Genomic DNA, 18,460 nt, shown 5'->3' on the forward strand with positions numbered 1-18,460 from the left:
GCTCGTCAGGCTCATAACCTGAAGGCCGCAGGTTCAAATCCTGCCCCCGCATCCACCGACGTTATAACAACCCGTCCAGCCTCGGCTGGACGGGTTGTTGCGTTCAGGATCTCAGCCAGTTTGCCGTGAAGTTCAGCCTGCACTTCGCCACGCCGGGCGCCGGGCTCAATCACCACCTTGTCGATCAGCGATCGGATCGCCTCGATAGCCTCGCCCCGCGTGGTGTCATCCTCCAGCGCCATTGTCAGGCGCTCGATCATCCTGGCGTAGAGGCCGGCGACGTTGGGATGGATATCGGGCATGACGGCCGGTGCCTCGGATAGCCGGGCCTCAAGCAGCTGCTTCTGCTGTTCCAGGTCCGCCAGCCGGGCCTTCATGGAAGGCTGGTAAAGCCCGTCCTCGACGGCCGCCGTGATGGCGTCGATGCCGCGCTGCACCTTGGCCAGTGCCTGCCGATCATCCAACTGACGGGCGCGCAGTTCACGGTTGGACCGGTTGGCAAGTTCAACCCCATTCCTGATGGCCGTCTCGACGGCTTCGGGGGAAACCAGATTGTGGCGTAGCCCGTTCAGCACGCGGGCTTCGATCTCCTGGCGCTTGACGGTGTGGCTGTTCTCGCAGGTGCCGCGTCGGTACCGGTTGAGGCAGCCGTAGCGATCATAGGTGATGATGCCGTAATTGTCGCCGCAGCAGGCGCATTTGAGCAGGCCGGACAGCAGGAAGCTGGGCCGGTGCCTGTCGTTCAACCGGTTGGCATGCGATGCGCGGACGGCGGTTATGGCCGGCTCGTACTGGATGGCCAAAGCCTGCTGGCGCTGACGCACCGCTTGCCAAAGTTCATCATCCACGATCCGCAGGTCTGGCACCTCCGTCCTGATCCAGGCACTTTCTGGATTCAGGCGGGGGACACGCTTGCCGGTCGTCGGGTCCTTGATATAGCGGACCTTGTTCCAGACCAGCACGCCGGCATAGAGCTCGTTGTTGAGCGTGCCTGTTCCTCTGATTGCATGCCCACGGATGGTCGTGTCGCCCCAGGCTTTTCCATTGGGCCCGGGGACACCATCCTTGTTCAGGTTGGCGGCAATTGTTCGGGGGCTGACACCCCGGGCGAACTCTTCGAAAATCCGCCTGACGGTCGCCGCTTCCGCCTCATTGATGCGGCGACCGCCGCGGACAGGTTCGCCGTCCGGCCCGAGTTCCTTGATGACATCATAGCCGAAGCACAATCCGCCGCCGGCCTTGCCTTTTTCGACGCGTCCCCGCAAGCCACGATGAGTCTTTGCTGCTAAGTCCTTCAAAAATAATGCATTCATGGTGCCCTTAAGGCCCACGTGTAACTCGCTGATCTCGCCTTCCGCTAGGGTGATGATCTTGACGCCGGCAAACTGGAGCTGCCTATGCAGGATGGCGGTGTCGGCTTGGTCACGGCTCAAACGGTCTAGGGCCTCGGCCAGCACGATGTCGATCTTGCGGGCTTGTGCGTCCTGGAGCAGTGCCTGGATGCCGGGGCGCAAGGTCAGGGATGCGCCGCTGATGGCGGCGTCCTGATAGGTGCCGATCACTTGCCAGCCATCGCGGGCCGCTTGTTCGCGGCAGATGCGGAATTGATCCTGAATAGAGGAGGCGCTCTGCTGATCGCTGGAATAGCGGGCATAGATAGCGGTGCGGAGGCTCATGAGTCACCGGCTTGCGGGGGTGGGGGAGCAACCTTCCTGGAAGGAAGGCTATCATACTTTGTCGGTTTGGGGGCGCTGGTCGTTCGAGGTCGCCGCAGCGATCAGATCGCGGGCGATCTTGCGACCGAGGGCGGCGGCCACGACAAGGATCGCAGGATCAAGCCTATCGGCATACACGTCGAGCGGCGTCTGGTTGCCGTCGTTGGCAGGAGGTGGAACGGCGAGGCGGAGATGGATCATGTGGCACCTTGAACCTGGGGCGCACGATGCGCCCTCTCCCCAGGCCATATGCTCCAGCCTCCAGGACCGGCCCATCCCTCATCTGACATTCACAGAATGCGACCCACATATGTGCTTAGTGCATGTGGGATTGGGGCTTGGCGTGGTGCCGATATCCGACCATCTGTGGCGCCCCCATTTGGATATCGGGGCGTAGGGGCACGAAGCCTCCATTCGAACGTCGCCACTTGGTACCAGCCAGCCACCGACCCATATGGTCGGCCCCTTTCCATCAGCATTACCGGCAGGGTGCCAATTCGGTGCCGATGGGCATGGAAGCGACAAGGTCTTCGAGCTCGGCACCTGTCATGATTCCATCCTCAACCAGGATGGACGCCACCTTGTCGACGACCGGCAGGCGCGGTCGTAGAAGCGCCAACACCCGTTCATACTCTTCCGCCAGCAAGTGACCGACCTGCTCCGCCAAGCAGGGGTGAGCCGACAAGAACCAATGGGTATTTTCGGGGATGGCGTTGCCAAGCCACAGCAGTCGGTCACCGAACCCATGGCCAGCCAGCACGGCGACTGCCAGGCTGGTGGCGCGAGCAAGATCGCTGTGTGCAGGACCGCCGGACCCGAAACCTGCGGTTCCCAGGCACAGCTCCTCTGCCGCGCGACCTGCCAACAGGATGCGGATATGAGCACGGGCGTCGGCTTCGGTGTCGAACTGGCTTAGTTCGAACTGAACGCCGGCACAATGGCCCTGAACCTTGACCATCTGGACCTGGCCCGGCAGCTCGACGACGGCGGCGATTGCATGACCCGCCTCATGTACGGCGACCCTGAAATGCAAGGCGAGGGAAACGGTTTCAGGACGCGGGATATGAGCCAGCAGGTCGTCAGGCGTCATCGGGCGCTCGGCACGACGGGCCTGACGCTTGGCGCCCCGCGCCCACAATTCGGCTTCAGCGCCGGATGCGGTCATGCCCGCCACGTAGGGTAGGAGGTCGACACCGGGGAGATTGTCGGGACCGAGGTGCTGGCGCAGGATTCCGGCCAATGCCTGGTCATCGGGCAGGGACACCATGATCACCCGGTCGAGCCGACCGGGCCTGACCAACGCCGGGTCGACCGACAGGCTGTTGGCCGCCGCCAGCAGCACAACCCCCTCCCGCGCGAGGGTGCCGTCGGTCGCCTCAAGCAGGGCATTGACGACCTGGATGCTATAGTCCCGCTGATTAATCCGCAGGGATTGCCGATCCGGGAAGGCGTCAACCTCATCGATAAACAGGATGCAGGGGGCCTGCGCCCGTGCCTGTTCAAACGTACTGCGCATTGCCGCCAGCATAAGACCAAGGTGCCCTGCCGCCTGCCATTCACTATGCGACCCGGTCACAAGCGGCAGCCCGGTGGTACCCGCCAAAATCCGTGCGAAGGAGGTCTTGCCCGTGCCAGTAGGACCGACCAACAGGCAACCCCTATCGACCTCCTTCCACGGCAATCGTCCGGCCAGGTATTCCTTGAGATCTTGGACCAGGCTAATGCCCCAGCGCTTGGCATCATCCATGCCGTAAAGATCGACCAGCTTGGGACCGTCGTACGGGATGACTTCCGATGCGCGGTTTGCAAATGACCGGAGACGCTGAAGCCAGGCATCGCCGTCTTCTCCGGGCCGCTGTGACACGCGGAGAATGTCCGGGGTGAGACAGGTGCAAAGACGGTCTTCAATGGTGAGGGCAGGGTGATGCCCCGTCAGCACATGGGCCGCCACCGTCATGGCAGCACCGTCCAGAATTGGAAGGATCAGATGGTGATCGGCGGTGAGCCTGACGGAGGCCGGAAGGCTATCCAGCCGGGCGGCCAACACGATGGCGCCTTTGCCGCTTCCCAACGCTGTCGTCATGATATCAATGTCCGACGCGTTCCATTGCTTATCTTTCTCCGCCGACCCGCAGAACCATACCCATTCCGGGCGAGCTTGGGTGTCGGGTACTTCCGGGAGCGCAGTTTCCTCGTCGTCACCGAGAGCCAGGGCTTCGAGCATGGCGGTGAATGGCGCATCGTCCAATTCCAGGGGGCCGGAAAGGTAGAGTTTCAGCGTTTCGCGGACAGGCCGCAGCCAGTCCTGTGCGGGCACCTCAACAATGATGAGGCAGCCGCCCTTGTCCAGCGCGTCCGCGATCCGCGGGGATGCGGCCAGGCCGCGATCCAGCAACGCCCACGCGGCGGCACAGTCTCCGGTCGTGATTGTGGGAGAAGGGCGTGATGCCTGCTCCATTTCGAGGGAAGCGGCAGCCCTGGCGTTGTGTTGTTTGGCGATGACGGCCAGGGTGTTCGGGCCCGTGGTGGCATTGTCATTCATGTTTGGCCTCTTACAGATAAAGGAGGGGTGTTCCCGCCGGATGGTCGGCGGGCGGCGCGAAGGGGTGTCGGGAGGGCACGCCCGGCCATGCAGGCATGGGGGGGGCAATGGCCGGCTGTCTGGCGTCGGCGGCGTGCTTTATGGGGGGAAGAGGGTCGTGTCGAAGATCACGGTCCAGAAAAAGAGCGCGGCAGCAGGGGCCGGCGACCGAGTCCCAGAATGTGACGCGAGGCAACGCTCTTGGTGATCAAATCCCCTTCCCTTTCGGGGTTTTCAGGGACGATCACGGCGGCCAGCGATGTGAAGTGGAACTCAATACAGGATACACATGTAGGATGAGATGAAACTGGCGGCGATCAGCCCATCAGCCCATCAGCCCATCAGCCCATCAGCCCATCAGGCCGGCACTGGGCGGGACGAACTCGAAGCTTGCCATAAGGCTCGACAGGTCATCTTCCAACGCCTGCTCGAAAAGCAAAGCTTCCAGGCGCCGGCCGAATTCCTGGTAGGTGTTCTCGATGACGGACCTGAGGATGGTATTGTACCGCGCCTCCAGCTGCTCAAGGCTGACCCGAAGGTCCGGCGGCACTGCCGACGCCCCGTGCACTGCGCAGACAGCGGCGGTTGACTCGACGACCTTTGTGTTCAGCATGACCTCGGCATAGCTCTTGCCGATCAGCCTCAAGCAGCGCATATCCCGAACTGTCTGCCGGGTCTTGCCGGCGTCGGTCTTGGCGAACCCCCTCTTAAGTTCGAAGATGTCGATCGCCTTGCGTGCCGCATCGAGGATCAGCAAGTCGGGTGCGATCTTGCGGCCGGTACCGTCCGCATAGTGCAGATCTGACTGCATGAGCGCATCATGGCTGATGCTACCGGAGACGAACTGATCGACCTCAGGAGGGATGAAGATAGCCGGGGCCTGGAATACCGTGAGATGCGGTACGGCCTTCAATGCCTCGACAACGGCCATCTCCAGAATGCGGCCATCCGACCGGACCGCGGACGTGATCACCCCGTAGGCACGCAGGTGCGACTTCGGGACGATAGGATCCGGGTGAATCGTGAGATTGCGCAAACGGTCGATGTTCTGGCTCATCAGGAGTTCGACAGTCTGCGGGAGAATGAAGGAGGAGTTGGTTTGAATCGGCATGGTGACTTGCTTTCGTGTTCGAGAGGAGTGGGTATAAGGCGCAAGGTGTGCCTTATGTGCTTATATGTATGCTTCCCATTCGGTCCCGTCAAGGCTAAAAAGGCACACCTTGCACCTCGGAGCAGATCATGCAGCGCGTTCATGTCCATATGGATGACGAGATTTTGAAGGACATTGATGATTGGCGCCGTGGTCAGGAGGATCTCCCTCCCCGTGCGGAGGCAGTCCGTCGTCTTGTTCATCGGGGAGTTAAGCTTGATGCTTTGAGTAAGCACCTCATGGAGCTTCTCGATGGCGGAAGCATTAGCCAAACTGTCTATCAGGATATAATCAGAAGGATTTAGTGTTATTGTTTTAATTTGATGTATTTGTATTTTAACGAGTGGCCCGTACCTGGGTGGCCGGTTTTGATCAACATATTGTAAGTGGCTGGGTTGCCGACGATTGCTATGCCCAGCGGGGATTTGAATTCGGCGTGGGGCGTTGACCGGCGGTTGAATCGCAAGACGAATTAATCGAGATCGGCCTGAATATGCTTGGGGCGGATGCTGTGATATGCGCCAAGTGCCCATGTCTTTTGGTTGGAAATGACCCTATGGACCCAGGGCAGGATAATACTGGCGGCCATTTTGTCGCCGGTATAGGGTTCATAAACTGAAGCTCGAACTTACACGTAGCGAACTGCTTATGCTTTGGCGGGAGGGTGTTCCCACGCCCGAGCAAGCAGTGACAACCACGGCGGCTGGTCTTGAGCGTCTTATCGGAGGGAAGGGGATTAAGCTGCACCAGTTGGCAGTTCAGTTCTCCCAAAAGGTAGCTTGAGCTAACCATTTAGTTTCTCTGTAATCAATAACAGTCACAGATCAAGAGGTGTGCCATGGCAACGACTATGTATTTTGAAGAGGTTATCCGAGATCAGGGCGGTAAATATAAATTGGAAGTGGAATTTGGACGATCGTCATTTTATTCAGGGTGCAAGATCCCAGGCGGTGTCGGTGAGGATAGTATTTATCTAAAGGTTGATGGGAAGACTGTCATAATGGATAGGGAAACTGCGAAGAAATTTGTCGAAGCTGCTATCGATGTTGGTCGATATCACTGCCTAGTAGATTAATGTAATTATATTGCTAATTTTCGATGGTCGTCTAGCGACCATTATCCATTAGCACTTGCCTGCACGTCACTTCGGCTTGGCCCAGTTCGCCCGCCGATAGTCCTCGACCATCTTGTCCGTCACGTCCGCCGGAAAGCAAAGCGGCGCATGGCCGCCCGGCTTGCTGTAGGCGCTCCGCTTCCCGCACCGGCTGCCGTTGGCAGCCGTGTTGTAGGGGCAGGGGCAGTTCCCCGGGTAGCTCGCGATCGACTGCTGGACCAGCGCCTGCCGGATCTGCTCGTCGGTCTGGCTGAGCGCCATGGCCGGGATCGCCGGCATGGACACCAGGACCGCCAGCAGGCCGGCATGGAGAATCCGCTTCATGGTCCATCCTCTCCATGGCCGCAACGAAGGACCGTCGCAATGCCGATTGCCGGATGTTCGGCAGTCCATGAGGAAAAGCCGCCTCGCGCGGATATAGTGAATGACGTCACAGGAAATTCAACATAAATGCTGTATAAGGCTTATGTATGACAGCCTGTCCCTCGTGAACATTGGGGGCCACGATGCATTGCAGACGATTCCGGTCCGTCCTCCTTGCAACCGCCCTCCTGGCCTGGGCTGCCGTCCCCGGTGTCGCAGCGGGCAAGCCTGCCTGCCCTTCCGATCCCCTCAGGCTGGCCTCCTTCAACATCCAGTTCCTGGGATCCTCCGCCAAGCGGGACAACGACGGCTTGGCCGACCTGGTGAAGGACCAGGACATCGTCCTCGTCCAGGAACTGGTGGCGCCGCCCTTCGCCGGCAGCTTCCCGCCCAACCTGGATGGGACCGTGGATCCCTACAAGCCCGATCCCCAGGCGGCAGCCTACTTCGAGGCGATGCGCAGGCGAGGCTTCTCCTGGACGATGTCCGAGGAGGACACCGGCACAGGCGACCAAATCCACGTAAATTCCAATGCCACCGAATGGTGGGTGGCCTTCTACAAGCCGCAGGCGGCGCTTCCCGCGATCGACCTGCCTGGCGGTTTCCTGGCGGCCGACCGGTCGAACCATCCCGACTATGAGCGGGTTCCCTTCGCGTTCCCGTTCCGAAGCTGCTCGGGAGCGCTGGACTTCGTGCTGGTGTCCGCCCACCTGGAACCAGATGCCAACCCGGCGGGGCGAGAACGCCGCCGGCACGAGATCGCCTCGATCGCCAAGTGGATCGACAGCCAGGCCGGGAAGCCGGAGCGCGACTACCTCATCGTCGGGGACACGAACATCCAGGACTGCGGGGAACTGGCCGAAGCCATGCCCCCGGGATACCGTTCCCTGAACTCGACCTGCGTTTCCACCAACACGAACGTGAACGGGCCCAAGCCCTACGACCATGTCCTCTACCGCCCTGCGGTAACCGACCGGGAGATCGACCAGTCGTTCGGCTTCAAGGTGGTCGGCCTGGTCGATGCGATGAGGGATCGCTGGCCGCAGTTCGGGACGGGGCCGTACCCAGGCGGTCCCCAGCCGGAATATGACCATAACGCCTTCCGCCAGGTCTATTCGGACCACAGCCCAGTGCTGTTCCAGATGGTCGTCACCGGCGCGGACGACGACTAAGCCATCACCAAACGCCGAGAATCCAGCTTCGCCGACAGATCGCAGACTTGCGCGGTCGCCGCCGTCTCGTGACTGGATGAGGCCGTTCCCCCATGGAAACCTGTTCCATCTGCGTTCCCATCCGTGGCATATTATGTACCACCTACACCCGGCTAGATACCGGAGGTGGGGGCGCAACTGCGCGTGAAGCAAAGGCACAGCCCCTATGTCGGGCGGCCAGCTGAATAAAACACCCCACCAACGCCTGGGAGTAGCTACCCGGGCGGGGGGAATAGGCTGGGCGTGCAACCTTTGCTGTACGTATCTACCGTCCCGGCGCCAGGCCGGCGGCGGACGGTTGCGCTTGTCCTTTTGCAAAGGGGTACAAGCCTTGCCTACCAACGAGATTGACCATTTATCCATCCACCCAAGCGGCTGCCCGTGCTGCGCTGCTCGGGCCCTGTCCGACCCCGAGCCCCAGGCCGCGACCGCCCTGACCACGACCATTCCCGGCGTCTCTGCCTACGACCTGTCCGGCGTTGACCTGCGGGCCCTCCTGGCCTATCGCAGCGTTACCGATGCGGCTGGCAATTCCATGTCCGGTGGCTCCCGTTGGAACTTCGACCAGGCGGCGGGCAAGGGCCTCACCTACCTCGAAATGCTGAACTCGGAGATCGGCGTTGGCACCGGTGTCGAGCTGAAATACAGCTTCGCCCAGACAGGCAGCAGCGCCGTCTCCGGATTCCGACCGATGAACACCATCGAGAAACAGATCGTCGTTGAACAGCTGGCGAAATGGGCCGCTGTCGCCAACGTCGCCTTTACCGAGACCACCGAGAACATCGGTAAGACGTTGAGCTTCAGCACAGATAACTTCTCCGCTGCCGAAAAGTTCGCCGCTGGCTTTGGGGCCTATCCGGGTGCTGTGTACGGTTCGAATATTTCTGTCACATTCTTGCCCGCTGCGGGCGACATCCGCATCGACAACGAACGACTTGACCGCTGGCACACTGACGGGCTGACCACGAGTGAGTACAACGGCATTGCCCATGTCGTCATCCATGAGATCGGGCACGCTCTTGGCATCTCCCATCCGTTCGACAACCAGATCAAGTTGTCCGCCGACTACCAGGTCAAGCTGCTGACCGTCATGGCCTATGACGACGTGGGCAAGAACACCTATGGCTTCACCGCCGCCGGCAGCGCCCTGATGGTCGATGACAGCAACCTGAAGATCCTCGACGTATTGGCCATCCAGCACCTCTACGGGGCCAATACCGCGACCAACGCCGGCAACAATACCTACGCCTGGGCGCAGGACACGGCCTTCCGCACGACGCTCTACGACGCGGGCGGCGTCGACACGATCGACCTGTCCGCCTCGACCATGCGGTCTGCCGTCGACATGACCCCTAACAGCCTGTCGAGCGTCAATCTGCGGGTGACGACCGCCGAGAAGCTGGTCAACACGGCTACGCTCTACCACAGCCCCGAGACCGCCGCGATGCTCTATACCGGCGAAAACAATCTCGGCATCGTCGGCACCATCGAGAATGTCCGCGCCGGCAGCGGCAACGACCGGATCAACGGCAACGCCGTCAACAACGAGATCAGCGGCGGGGCCGGCAACGACAGCATCTGGGGCGGGGCCGGCGACGACCGCCTGATCCTGGGTGCCGGCAACGACCGGGTGGTCGCCGGGAGCGGCAACAACATCGTGGACGGCGGGAGCGGCATCGACGTCGCCGGGTTGGCCGGGTCGCGCGCCATCCACACGATCACCCGCCAAACGGATGGCAGCCTCAAGGTCATGGGCCCGGAGGGTGCCGACACCTACATCGGCACCGAATTCCTTGCCTTCAACGACGGGGGCAAGGTCGGCCTCTGGATGAACGCCGACGTCAAGCTCGGCGGCGGGTTCGACGAAACCTTTTACTTGGCCAAGAACCCCGACGTGGCGGCCGCCGTCGCCCGCGGTGCGCTGTCCAGCGGCTTCGCCCACTGGCAGCAGTGGGGCCAGGCCGAGGGCCGGGCCGCCATCGACGCCCGGGCCAACCCGCTCTACGACGAGGTGGGCTACCTGGCCGCCAACCCCGACGTGGCGGCCGCAGTCGCCGGCGGCGGCCTGCGGAGCGGCTATGATCACTACCTGGCCTACGGCAAGGCGGAAGGGCGGTCCCTGACTCCGCTGTTTGACAGCGCCTACTACCTGGGCAAGAACGCCGACGTGAAGGCGGCAGGGATGGACGCCTGGGCCCATTTCATGAACTACGGCTGGCGCGAGGGCCGCGACCCGTCGGCCTACCTGGACGTCAGCGCCTACCTGGATGCCAACACCGACCTGAAGGCCGCCGGTGTCAATCCCCTGACCCATTATCTCATGTACGGCCAGAGCGAGGGCCGCCTGCTGACCGCCACCAGCGACCTGGGCCTGGACTGGACCTATTCCGGCTGATCGGTGCGCCGCCGCGACCCAGCCCTCAGAAACCTCATTACAAGGATGTGCATCAAATGTCTGATTCCGCCCGCCCGCCGCAGGCCGCTGAGCCGATCTATGATTTCAAGACCACGAAGGAAGGTGACAAGATCATCATGGATGTATTCGTAAAGCAGACAAGGAGGAGTAAAATCTTTCTTTGCGTAATTTTCCTGATCATTCTGCCGATCATTATTGCGTCAGCAGCAGATCCATATTCCGGTCTGGCCTTTATTTCAACAATCATGCCTTTGGTGGGCGTGTGCTATATTATCTGGTTGCTCTTTAAGGCGGGTAAGCAAATCGCAACGACCCGAATTGAGATCGACGCCAACCGGATCGCTATCCCTGAGGCAAAGAAACTTTTCGATGTTGCTCACGTCCGGTCCATTGGATGGGGCTTGACCAGGCCGAGAAAGGAGACGCCGTCGGCCGTCTACTATGGTTCCGGCGTGGCTGGGGCCTTTACCGCCGGTACCCAGAACGCCAGCCAAGTCGCCAATGCGGACTTCGTGCGCCAATATGGCTATTGCATCTACCTCGTCTACGGTTCGCGCCGTGAAACCCTTGTTTCCGGGCTTCACGAGGACTTGGTGGAAACGATTTACGACGAGTTCGCCAAGAACCTCAAGACCTGCGGCCACTCGTTCGGCTGATTGAGGCAGGCCCCAGACGTTGCAGCCGAGGGCTGCCTTTCGACCACCGCATTCACAACGTCCCGACGGCCCTGGCGATGACCACGCAAGCGGGGCCGGTTCAATTCGACCACTGACCACGACTGAAGGACATAAAATGAGCAATATCCTGAAATACTGCCGGGTGCTGACCCTGGTGCCGCTGCTGATGATGGCGGGGTGCGGCAACGGTGAGCCGGGGGAGGATGATATGCGCAATGCCATTCAAGCCCAGTTCGACAGGGCGAATGAGGCAACCAAAGCCGCCGGGGGTGGGCAGCAGATCGTCTTGCATGAATTCAAAAAGCTGAGTTGCGCCAAGGTCGATGGAAGCACCGTCTTCATCTGTACGGTTACGCTTCGCGTTGATGGACCTTTTCTCAACAACGCGGGCGGAACGACGCAGATGAAGTTCACGCGGGCTGATTCAGGCTGGGTTGTCGTCCAGTGAACCCACGGCACAGATGGGGGCTGTAGAGCCCCCATTAACCGACCAACCTTGAAAGACAGCTGCTACCATCATCTACCGACATCCATGCCGTTATCCCTGGCAATGCGCTGCATCGACAGTTCGAACAGCAGCCATCCGCCAACGATGCCGGCGATCCCCAATGGCAGAAGCACCGACGTCATCCAAAAAGCAGATGCCAACAGCGCAGCGACGCCGCCGATGAAGGCGGCGATGGACGCGATTGCCAGCGCACTGGCTGCGCGGGAGATACGAGGCGGAAACTTCATCGGATCTTGATCGAAACAGGGCAGTGGTCACTGACCCGCTTCTTATCGTCCCTGGATGTTTCGGTATAGACCAGGACCCCGAAGGAACCGTCCTTGGCGCGGCGCGCGATGGGGCCGCCAAGGATGATCTGGTCGATGAACTCGGGATACTCGCCCGCCCAGCAGTGGTTGGCCTTGCCCGCCGTGGCCAGCTTCAGCGGCGACGGGCCATTGTCCAGCACCTTCCAGAGCGGGTCCTCGTCGCGCAGCCGTCGATTGAAGTCCCCAGCGACCAGCAATGATGTTCCCTCGGCTTGCCGCGCGTCGATCCATTTCGACAGGATGGGCATCTGCTCGGCGATGACCGGGCAGGCGTCGTTCTGGCTTTTCGGAGAGAAGCAGCCACTTTTCAGATGGACGGCCAGTGCGCGCAGGTCGCCGCCGGGCAGATGGAACACGACCTCGACGCCTTTGCGGAGGCTCCTCGGCTGGCCGTCCAGCAGGTCCAACGCGGCCAGGTCCGGCATGCGCGTGAACTTGACCGACTTGCGGATGGCCCAACCCGCGCGCTGGAAATCCGTTTCGTCACCCAGGATGACCGTGTACTCGTTCGGATCGAAGACCTTGGCGGCCGCCTCGACGGTGTCGACCTCCTGCAGGGCAACGATGTCGGCATCAAGCTTGGCCGCGTAACCGCGCAACCTAGCGAAGTCCTCGTCCGTGCGTTGGTAGATTGCCCGCTTGGGGTCGGCGTTCGGCCCGTTGATCTCGCCGGCCCTCAGTGTCAGCCAACCCATGTTCCAGGTGGCAACCTTAACGTCCTTCGCCAGTGCGGCGACCGGCAACGTAGCGGCCAGGATGGCGGCGAGAAGGGCGGGCAGGCGGCGCATTCGGATCTCCCAGGCGATGGCGTAGAGCCAGGGCTACCGATTATTCCATGACCGTTCAACCACGGGGGGCGATTTTCCGGGCGCTTGGCAATTGTTCCTTATTTGTTCTATAATCCACATATGACACGGAGATCGCCATGGACGAAGTCGAGGAGAGCCGCGCGGTGGTGCCGCATGCCATATCGGGGGAGGACTTTGTCGGCAGTCCCTTCCGGCTGGTCGCCGTCAAGCGCCGGAGGCCCGCCCCGATTCCGATACAGGAACATGTCTCCGCCGCCAAACCTGCAAGGCCGATGATCTGGGACTGGGGCTGATCATCGCCGTGGTTCAGGCCGGCACCAGGTCGCGGTCGCCACGTACCGCTTCCGCCCCGATATTGTCCTGAGGCTCTGACAGGGCCTGGAGGATCTGGACCGGGCGGACGCCTGCAACATCTTCCTTGAGACGCATCAGTTCGCGGAAATAGGCGATCGCAAAAAGCCGCAACGCACCGGCGAGGGACGTGTCGCCACGGCGCTTGTCGATTTCCGTTACGACCTGTGAGAGGTCGCATCCCTCACGGTGGGCGATGAGGCGCAGGCTTTCCCATTCGCTTCCGCGCAGCCGAAGGCTGGTCCGTTTGCCGGCAACGTTGACGTTATGGATTTCAGACGCCTGGCTCAGCCTCATTTCGTCCAGCGCGGGATCATCGTTGGTGATAGTCGTGCGACGGCGGCTTAGTGGCGGCATCTGACTCTCCATAATTGTGTTTCTTCTTATATGTTATCCTATCGAGTCAATATCGGGTGGTGAACTGCTTCACCCTTTGACCCGCTGGTCGGGGGGATAAAGAAGCGAGGGCCGCAAATCAGGCGGGGATTGTAAATCTCCCCGCTGGTGGCAGTTGGGAGCAAAAGCGCTTGGGACGGCTGACTTCCGCTCCACGCGCCGTGGCGACGGCCATTACGCGAACGCGGCCCTGCCCACCTCTCGATCACCTACCTTCAAACAACCCTACGCGCCCTCCCCCTGCAAACAGGCCGCTTGACTCTCCCAATCTAAAAAAGAACATATAAGGAACAAACCTATTCCAGTAGCCTTCCTTGCGGAACGCGTCCGCCATAGCGTCCCTGCGCGCGCAAATCGCCCAGATCGAAGGCCAGTCCCGCCAGGAAGGCGGCGTGCTGCCTTTTGGGCTGCCCGTCCTCGACGCTAAGCTGCCGGGCGGCGGGCTGGCCCTGGGTGCCTTGCACGAGGTGGCGGGTGGCGGGCCGGGAACCGTCGACGGCGCGGCAGCGGCGCTGTTCAGCGCCGGCATTGCGGCCCGTACCGAGGGGCCGGTCTTCTGGATATGCACTCAGCCGGACCTCTTCGCCCCGTCGCTGGCCCAGGCCGGCCTGCCGCCCGACCGCGTCATCTACGTAGAGGCCGGCGATGACAAGACGGTGCTGGCCTGTACCGAGGAGGCACTGCGCCATGGCAGCCTGGGGGCCGTCGTGGCGGAGGTCGCGGCGCTGAACATGACCGCGTCGCGGCGCCTCCAGCTGGCGGTGGAAGGCAAACAGACCATCGGCATCGCGCTGCGCCGCTGGCGTCGGCAGGCGGACGCCGCCGACTTCGGGCAGCCGACATCCGCCGTCACCCGCTGGCGGGTGTCTACGTTGACCGGGCCCATCTGGCCCTGACGCTGCGCCGGCGCCCGAACGACCAACTGCGCCTTCACGAGCTGTCGAACCTGGCCGCGCACATGCGGGTGGCATCGGCGTGGCGACCATCAATGGCGCCGCCTCGGCGCTGCGCTTTTTCTTCAGCGTGACGCTGGGTCGCCCCGATCTGGCCCGCAGCCTGATCGTCACCCGCTACAATCCAAGCTGCCGGGTGTGCGCAGCGTCGAGTAGGCCACCCGATTGTTTGAGGCAGCGCCGGGGATCAAATACAAGGCGGCGCTCGGCGTCTCCTATGGTGCCGGCCTGCGGGTCTCGGAGGTGGACATCATAGGGTTGACGATATCGACAGCACGCGCATGCTGATCCTCGTCGAGCAGGGCATCGCCCGCTGTCGACGGGAATTCGCGGACGGGACACATGAATTCGACCTCGCCGTTGATCAAGAGGTGACGACCACAGACATAAGACGGATGATCCTCATGGCTGTCACTGCCACGGGCTTGACCTGCGGCATGCCGGAGACGTTCTGGTCCTGGATCGCGCAGGGACAATTCGTTCCGATGATGTAGGATATCAGTCCGGTGTAGGGTCATCATCCCGCCCAGGTGGCTTGGCAGCGGGCGTGGCTGCTGTAAGCATTCTCTCGAGCATCAATACTGCCCTAGGTTGTGGTTGGTCTTTCGCTGCCTGACGGCGCTCCTTGGTTGCGTTGAACTCGGCGACCAATGCAGCAAACCGTTCGTCTCTCCTGGTCTGGTTTTCTCGGATTTTTCTGACAGCCTGGCCGATTTCGGTAATCTTGGCATGCAGCTTCGCGAACATGCTGTCCCCGTTCAGCGCTGTTGCCGGCTGGGTGACCAGCGCTGAGGTCGCTGAGCTCTGCTGGATTGATTTGGCATTGCTCAAGTCGGGGTGCTTCACCGTCACCGGCCCGCCAACCGCTATACCCTTGAAAAGGCCCTTCCGGATCCAGGTCACCAACTCTTCCTGATCCAAAAGGCTGGCAACGCAGCGTGGCCGAAAAGCGAGCCCGGACTCGTCAGCCCAGGCTTGAACGAACCGTTCCTTATCCTTGGGTGCGGACCCTTGAGGAACAACCAGGATACGGCAATCCACTCTATGGTGGGCAAGAGAAGCGAGGACACGCTGCCGGTCCAACGGCTTGGTGGCGACGATGACCACCCGGTCGACCATCAGATTGCGGGCCCCGGTCGCAGTCCGCGCGACAGCGTGCTGCAATCGCACCCGCCGTCGCCCGCGACGCTCGCCTTTGACGACGAGGTCATCGCCAGTGATGATGACCTTGCGCCCGTACGGCTCCTGGGTCGCCGTGATGATGGGGGCACCGTTATAATCCTGGTCGACATCCTCGATGGTCAGGACATCACCGCTGACCAGCCCCAGATCGCCATGCGCCTCATGAATGACGACGCGGTCGCCTTTGCGGATGCGCATTCTATGAGAGCTGGGGCCAAACTCCCCGCCAGCAACGGCGATGACAACTTCTTCGGAAGGATACATGTCGGCGAACGGCAGGTTTTTCCGTACCGCTTCGGCAACGGCACGGGCCTCGGCGTTGGTCGCGCAGATCACCAGATTGTCACGGAAGGCGGCGGCGGGTAATTTGCCATTCGCCATGTCGTCGATGATCCAATCCGCGACCAAATCCGCGGCTTTCATCAATGCGTCGTTGGCGTTGGCGACCAAATCAACCCGTCCGGCGCCAGCGAGGCCAAGCAGCGCCTGCACAGGCCGGCCGGCTGCAAGCTCCAGGCTCGGCAGACGGATATCGGGGCTGATGTCCTGGTTGGGCAAGGGCGGCCGAAATTCAGGATCGACCGCCAGCATCGCGCGAAACGCCAATCCATGCTGATAGATGCCGTCGACCATCCTGTCGTCACCAGCAACGATGACGTTGGCACCGGCAGCATGCGCATGTTCCAGCAAGAGCTCCATCGGCTCCAAGGGGATCAGATGGGCGTCGTCCACGATAAGAACGTGCTGATTTCCCAATACCGTCTTGCCGGTCTTCAGGGCCTCGGCAAATCTGCTGATGTCACTTGCCGTCTCGCCACTTTCCTGATTGGTGCGCTTTGCAGCCTTGAGGTTCGGTAAGAAGCAGCCGACGAGATGGCGCGCCGTGCGAAAAGCCTCCGCGACAGCCGCCAGTACCGTCGACTTGCCACTAGCAGTTCCCCCGCGTAGCACCTTGACGCCGCCAGCGCCCGTCAACAGCCGCGTCACGTCGGTTTCTTGTCGCGCCGACAATCTGGCACCATTTCCGTATCGGGCATCCAATTTCCTGTTTGCTCGGCCGATGGCTTGCGTCGCGTCGGACAAAGTCAGACGTGGCGCCTCTTCCTGCCGGCTATGTGACCATTGAAGGACGCGCCGTTCGCGGGCCAGCAGCTCCGCCGAACAAAAGAACTCTGCCTCGCGCTGCCGACCCAGGGGTATCAGACGCTGGACGATGTCGTCGGCTCGGCGCATGGCGTCGAGGGCGCCAAGCGAACCATCCCTGCAGGCCAACCCGGCAACGGCTGTCCTCACCTGGCGGCGGGTCATGATGGAGGTGCAGGCTGCCGAAATCAGATTATCATCATTGAGGTCGCTTATCGTCGGTGTGGAATGTTTATGGCTTGCTTCAGCGCGGTGGACGATATCCGTCCATCGAACGCCATGCCCCATTAGGCGCTGCGTCCATTCGGCCTTCAACGCGGTTAGCGGTGGTAGAAGCTCCTTTGAGCCCCTGGAGGACACTGCCATGCGCGTGGCTAAGGCCGCCAAATTTGTGTCCGTGCGCTGCTCACCTGTGGCTTCTTGCATTAGGCGCTGGATTTCGGCGCGCCTGGAGCTGAAAAGCTGAATCCAGCTGATCGGCAGGGCCAGATCGAACTGTCCCTTACCTGTGGCGCGGAGGCGGAGGTCGCGGGCCGAGAGCCGTGCTGCTAAAGCGGCCCGGAACAGTGAGCCAATCATCATCTTGTCGTCAGGAATGCGCCTGCGGTCGATAGCTCCCCAGGTGCCATCCCTGCGCCGGGCTAGGTTGGGAATGTAAATATGGCAGTGCTCCTGAGGGTCGGCCCTGCGTGCATCGGGGCTGTCATTCGCGCGTGCGGTCCGGTGATGCCAAAGTGTTGCCGGAATGCCATCGACCCGTTCCAACCTTAGTGTGTGCCTTGCCGCACTGCCGCGGCGGGCCACGAAGGTACCGGTGTTATATGCGATCTCCAGCGCCTCCCGAATGGCGGCATGGACATCTGCCCTGATCTGCATGGCGATGTGGGCGTTGCCGGTCTGTTCAAGCGCTGCCAGGTAGATCGATAAGCTCTTGGGGAGAGAAAAGGTCAGATCAACGCCGGGGACATGGCCAGGTCGCCCAGCCCTTAGAACCTTGAACCTGTTGTCCGGTGATCGCCCAGCCATGGTTGCAAGGAAGGGGAGCAAGTCTTTCACGGCCCCGGTTGGCATCGCAACGGCTGATCCGATGGTCAACCACTCCCCAGGCTCTTCGTCGCCGTTGCCCTCGTCGTCGTGCTTTGCATCCTGTTGCTCGTCGATTGTAGGGGCGGGGTTGAGCGAAGAGGCGCTTCCTCCTTCTGGCGTCAGGACGTCCGCGAGCTGGGCCGCATAGTACTGCCTGGCCTCGCGGACAGGATAAAGCACATCGCGAATGGTTGTGAAGCCAACTGTCACGACCTGTCTCCATCAAGGATGGAGCGCACGGTGGACACGTCCTCGTTAAGGATTTTCAACGTCTCCAGCATGACCAACTGGCTATCTGCTAAGCGTTCCAGGGTGACCGCTGCAACCTCTGGGCTATGCTCCCTCTCATTTATGAACGGGCTCAGGGCGGCTGCCAGGTGGTCGATCAGGGAGATGAACTTTTGCTCCCTTTCCCGGCAAAGCCTTGTCTGGTCGTCAAGGTGATCACGTCCCCGTGCGTGGTGTAGGAGCGCTGGCGCCGGGTCAGACCTGGAGGT

At 61.4% G+C, this 18,460-nt stretch carries 18 protein-coding genes and 1 pseudogene; 8 read left to right on the plus strand and 11 right to left on the minus strand.

Features of this window, described 5'->3' with window-relative positions; translation table 11 throughout:
- Positions 1–11 precede the first annotated feature (11 nt).
- The 5 genes and pseudogenes from ACODTW_RS27630 to ACODTW_RS27650 all read right to left on the minus strand — a co-directional run.
- Positions 12–1,676, minus strand: a complete 1,665-nt coding sequence (locus ACODTW_RS27630; RefSeq protein ID WP_488949415.1) for a recombinase family protein — start codon at positions 1,674–1,676, stop codon at positions 12–14.
- A gap of 51 nt (positions 1,677–1,727) precedes the next feature.
- Positions 1,728–1,916 (minus strand): hypothetical protein, encoded by a 189-nt coding sequence (locus ACODTW_RS27635; RefSeq protein ID WP_488949417.1) that lies wholly within the window; start codon positions 1,914–1,916, stop codon positions 1,728–1,730.
- Positions 1,917–2,193: 277 nt separating this feature from the next.
- Positions 2,194–4,257: an AAA family ATPase gene (locus ACODTW_RS27640; protein ID WP_488949418.1), complete on the minus strand. Its 2,064-nt coding sequence runs from the start codon at positions 4,255–4,257 to the stop codon at positions 2,194–2,196.
- A 388-nt stretch (positions 4,258–4,645) separates the two neighbouring features.
- Positions 4,646–5,407: a hypothetical protein gene (locus ACODTW_RS27645; RefSeq protein WP_488949419.1), complete on the minus strand. Its 762-nt coding sequence runs from the start codon at positions 5,405–5,407 to the stop codon at positions 4,646–4,648.
- Between the two features lie 346 nt (positions 5,408–5,753).
- Positions 5,754–6,038 (minus strand): annotated as a pseudogene (locus ACODTW_RS27650) (hypothetical protein); the annotation flags it as partial.
- A 246-nt stretch (positions 6,039–6,284) separates the two neighbouring features.
- Between ACODTW_RS27650 and ACODTW_RS27655 the strand changes: the two are divergent.
- Positions 6,285–6,521 carry a hypothetical protein gene (locus ACODTW_RS27655; protein WP_488949420.1) on the plus strand — a complete coding sequence of 79 codons (237 nt, stop codon included), beginning with the start codon at positions 6,285–6,287 and terminating at the stop codon, positions 6,519–6,521.
- 66 nt (positions 6,522–6,587) lie between these two features.
- Here the strand turns inward: ACODTW_RS27655 and ACODTW_RS27660 are convergent, their stop codons facing one another.
- Positions 6,588–6,884 carry a hypothetical protein gene (locus tag ACODTW_RS27660; protein WP_488949421.1) on the minus strand — a complete coding sequence of 99 codons (297 nt, stop codon included), beginning with the start codon at positions 6,882–6,884 and terminating at the stop codon, positions 6,588–6,590.
- Between the two features lie 182 nt (positions 6,885–7,066).
- Here ACODTW_RS27660 and ACODTW_RS27665 point away from each other — a divergent pair, with 182 nt between their 5' ends.
- The 4 genes from ACODTW_RS27665 to ACODTW_RS27680 all read left to right on the plus strand — a co-directional run bounded on the left by ACODTW_RS27665 (position 7,067) and on the right by ACODTW_RS27680 (position 11,675).
- Positions 7,067–8,095: an endonuclease/exonuclease/phosphatase family protein gene (locus ACODTW_RS27665; protein WP_488949423.1), complete on the plus strand. Its 1,029-nt coding sequence runs from the start codon at positions 7,067–7,069 to the stop codon at positions 8,093–8,095.
- Positions 8,096–8,465: 370 nt separating this feature from the next.
- On the plus strand, positions 8,466–10,529 hold the full coding sequence (locus ACODTW_RS27670; protein WP_488949424.1) for a matrixin family metalloprotease: 2,064 nt from the start codon (positions 8,466–8,468) through the stop codon (positions 10,527–10,529).
- Positions 10,530–10,585: 56 nt separating this feature from the next.
- Positions 10,586–11,206, plus strand: a complete 621-nt coding sequence (locus ACODTW_RS27675) for a hypothetical protein (protein ID WP_488949426.1) — start codon at positions 10,586–10,588, stop codon at positions 11,204–11,206.
- Positions 11,207–11,342: 136 nt separating this feature from the next.
- The gene (locus ACODTW_RS27680; RefSeq protein WP_488949427.1) at positions 11,343–11,675 is read left to right on the plus strand and encodes a hypothetical protein; all 333 of its coding nucleotides are present in this window, start codon (positions 11,343–11,345) and stop codon (positions 11,673–11,675) included.
- 68 nt (positions 11,676–11,743) lie between these two features.
- Here the strand turns inward: ACODTW_RS27680 and ACODTW_RS27685 are convergent, their stop codons facing one another.
- Positions 11,744–11,962, minus strand: coding sequence for a hypothetical protein (locus tag ACODTW_RS27685; protein WP_488949429.1), 219 nt, complete (start codon positions 11,960–11,962; stop codon positions 11,744–11,746).
- A complete protein-coding gene (locus ACODTW_RS27690; RefSeq protein ID WP_488949430.1) occupies positions 11,959–12,831 on the minus strand; it encodes an endonuclease/exonuclease/phosphatase family protein in 873 nt (290 codons plus the stop codon). Before ACODTW_RS27690 ends, ACODTW_RS27685 begins: the two co-directional genes overlap by 4 nt.
- 137 nt (positions 12,832–12,968) lie before the next feature.
- On the opposite strand from ACODTW_RS27690, the gene ACODTW_RS27695 reads away from it, so the two are divergent.
- On the plus strand, positions 12,969–13,145 hold the full coding sequence (locus tag ACODTW_RS27695; protein WP_156344767.1) for a hypothetical protein: 177 nt from the start codon (positions 12,969–12,971) through the stop codon (positions 13,143–13,145).
- A 13-nt stretch (positions 13,146–13,158) separates the two neighbouring features.
- On the opposite strand, the gene ACODTW_RS27700 is transcribed toward ACODTW_RS27695, so the two are convergent.
- Complete coding sequence (locus ACODTW_RS27700) at positions 13,159–13,572, minus strand: ribbon-helix-helix domain-containing protein (RefSeq protein WP_488949432.1); 414 nt, start codon at positions 13,570–13,572, stop codon at positions 13,159–13,161.
- Between the two features lie 341 nt (positions 13,573–13,913).
- On the opposite strand from ACODTW_RS27700, the gene ACODTW_RS27705 reads away from it, so the two are divergent.
- The gene (locus ACODTW_RS27705) at positions 13,914–14,495 is read left to right on the plus strand and encodes an ImuA family protein (protein ID WP_488949433.1); all 582 of its coding nucleotides are present in this window, start codon (positions 13,914–13,916) and stop codon (positions 14,493–14,495) included.
- Positions 14,496–14,833: 338 nt separating this feature from the next.
- Positions 14,834–15,046, plus strand: a complete 213-nt coding sequence (locus ACODTW_RS27710) for a hypothetical protein (RefSeq protein ID WP_488949434.1) — start codon at positions 14,834–14,836, stop codon at positions 15,044–15,046.
- Positions 15,047–15,050: 4 nt separating this feature from the next.
- Here the strand turns inward: ACODTW_RS27710 and mobF are convergent, their stop codons facing one another.
- Together mobF and ACODTW_RS27720 are read right to left on the minus strand one after the other, a co-directional pair.
- Positions 15,051–18,173 (minus strand): MobF family relaxase, encoded by a 3,123-nt coding sequence (gene mobF / locus ACODTW_RS27715; protein WP_488949435.1) that lies wholly within the window; start codon positions 18,171–18,173, stop codon positions 15,051–15,053.
- On the minus strand, positions 18,170–18,460 hold a 291-nt coding region (locus ACODTW_RS27720), incomplete at its 5' end, for a hypothetical protein (RefSeq protein ID WP_488949436.1). The genes mobF and ACODTW_RS27720, both read right to left, overlap by 4 nt.

Source organism: Niveispirillum sp. FG148 (assembly GCF_057809655.1).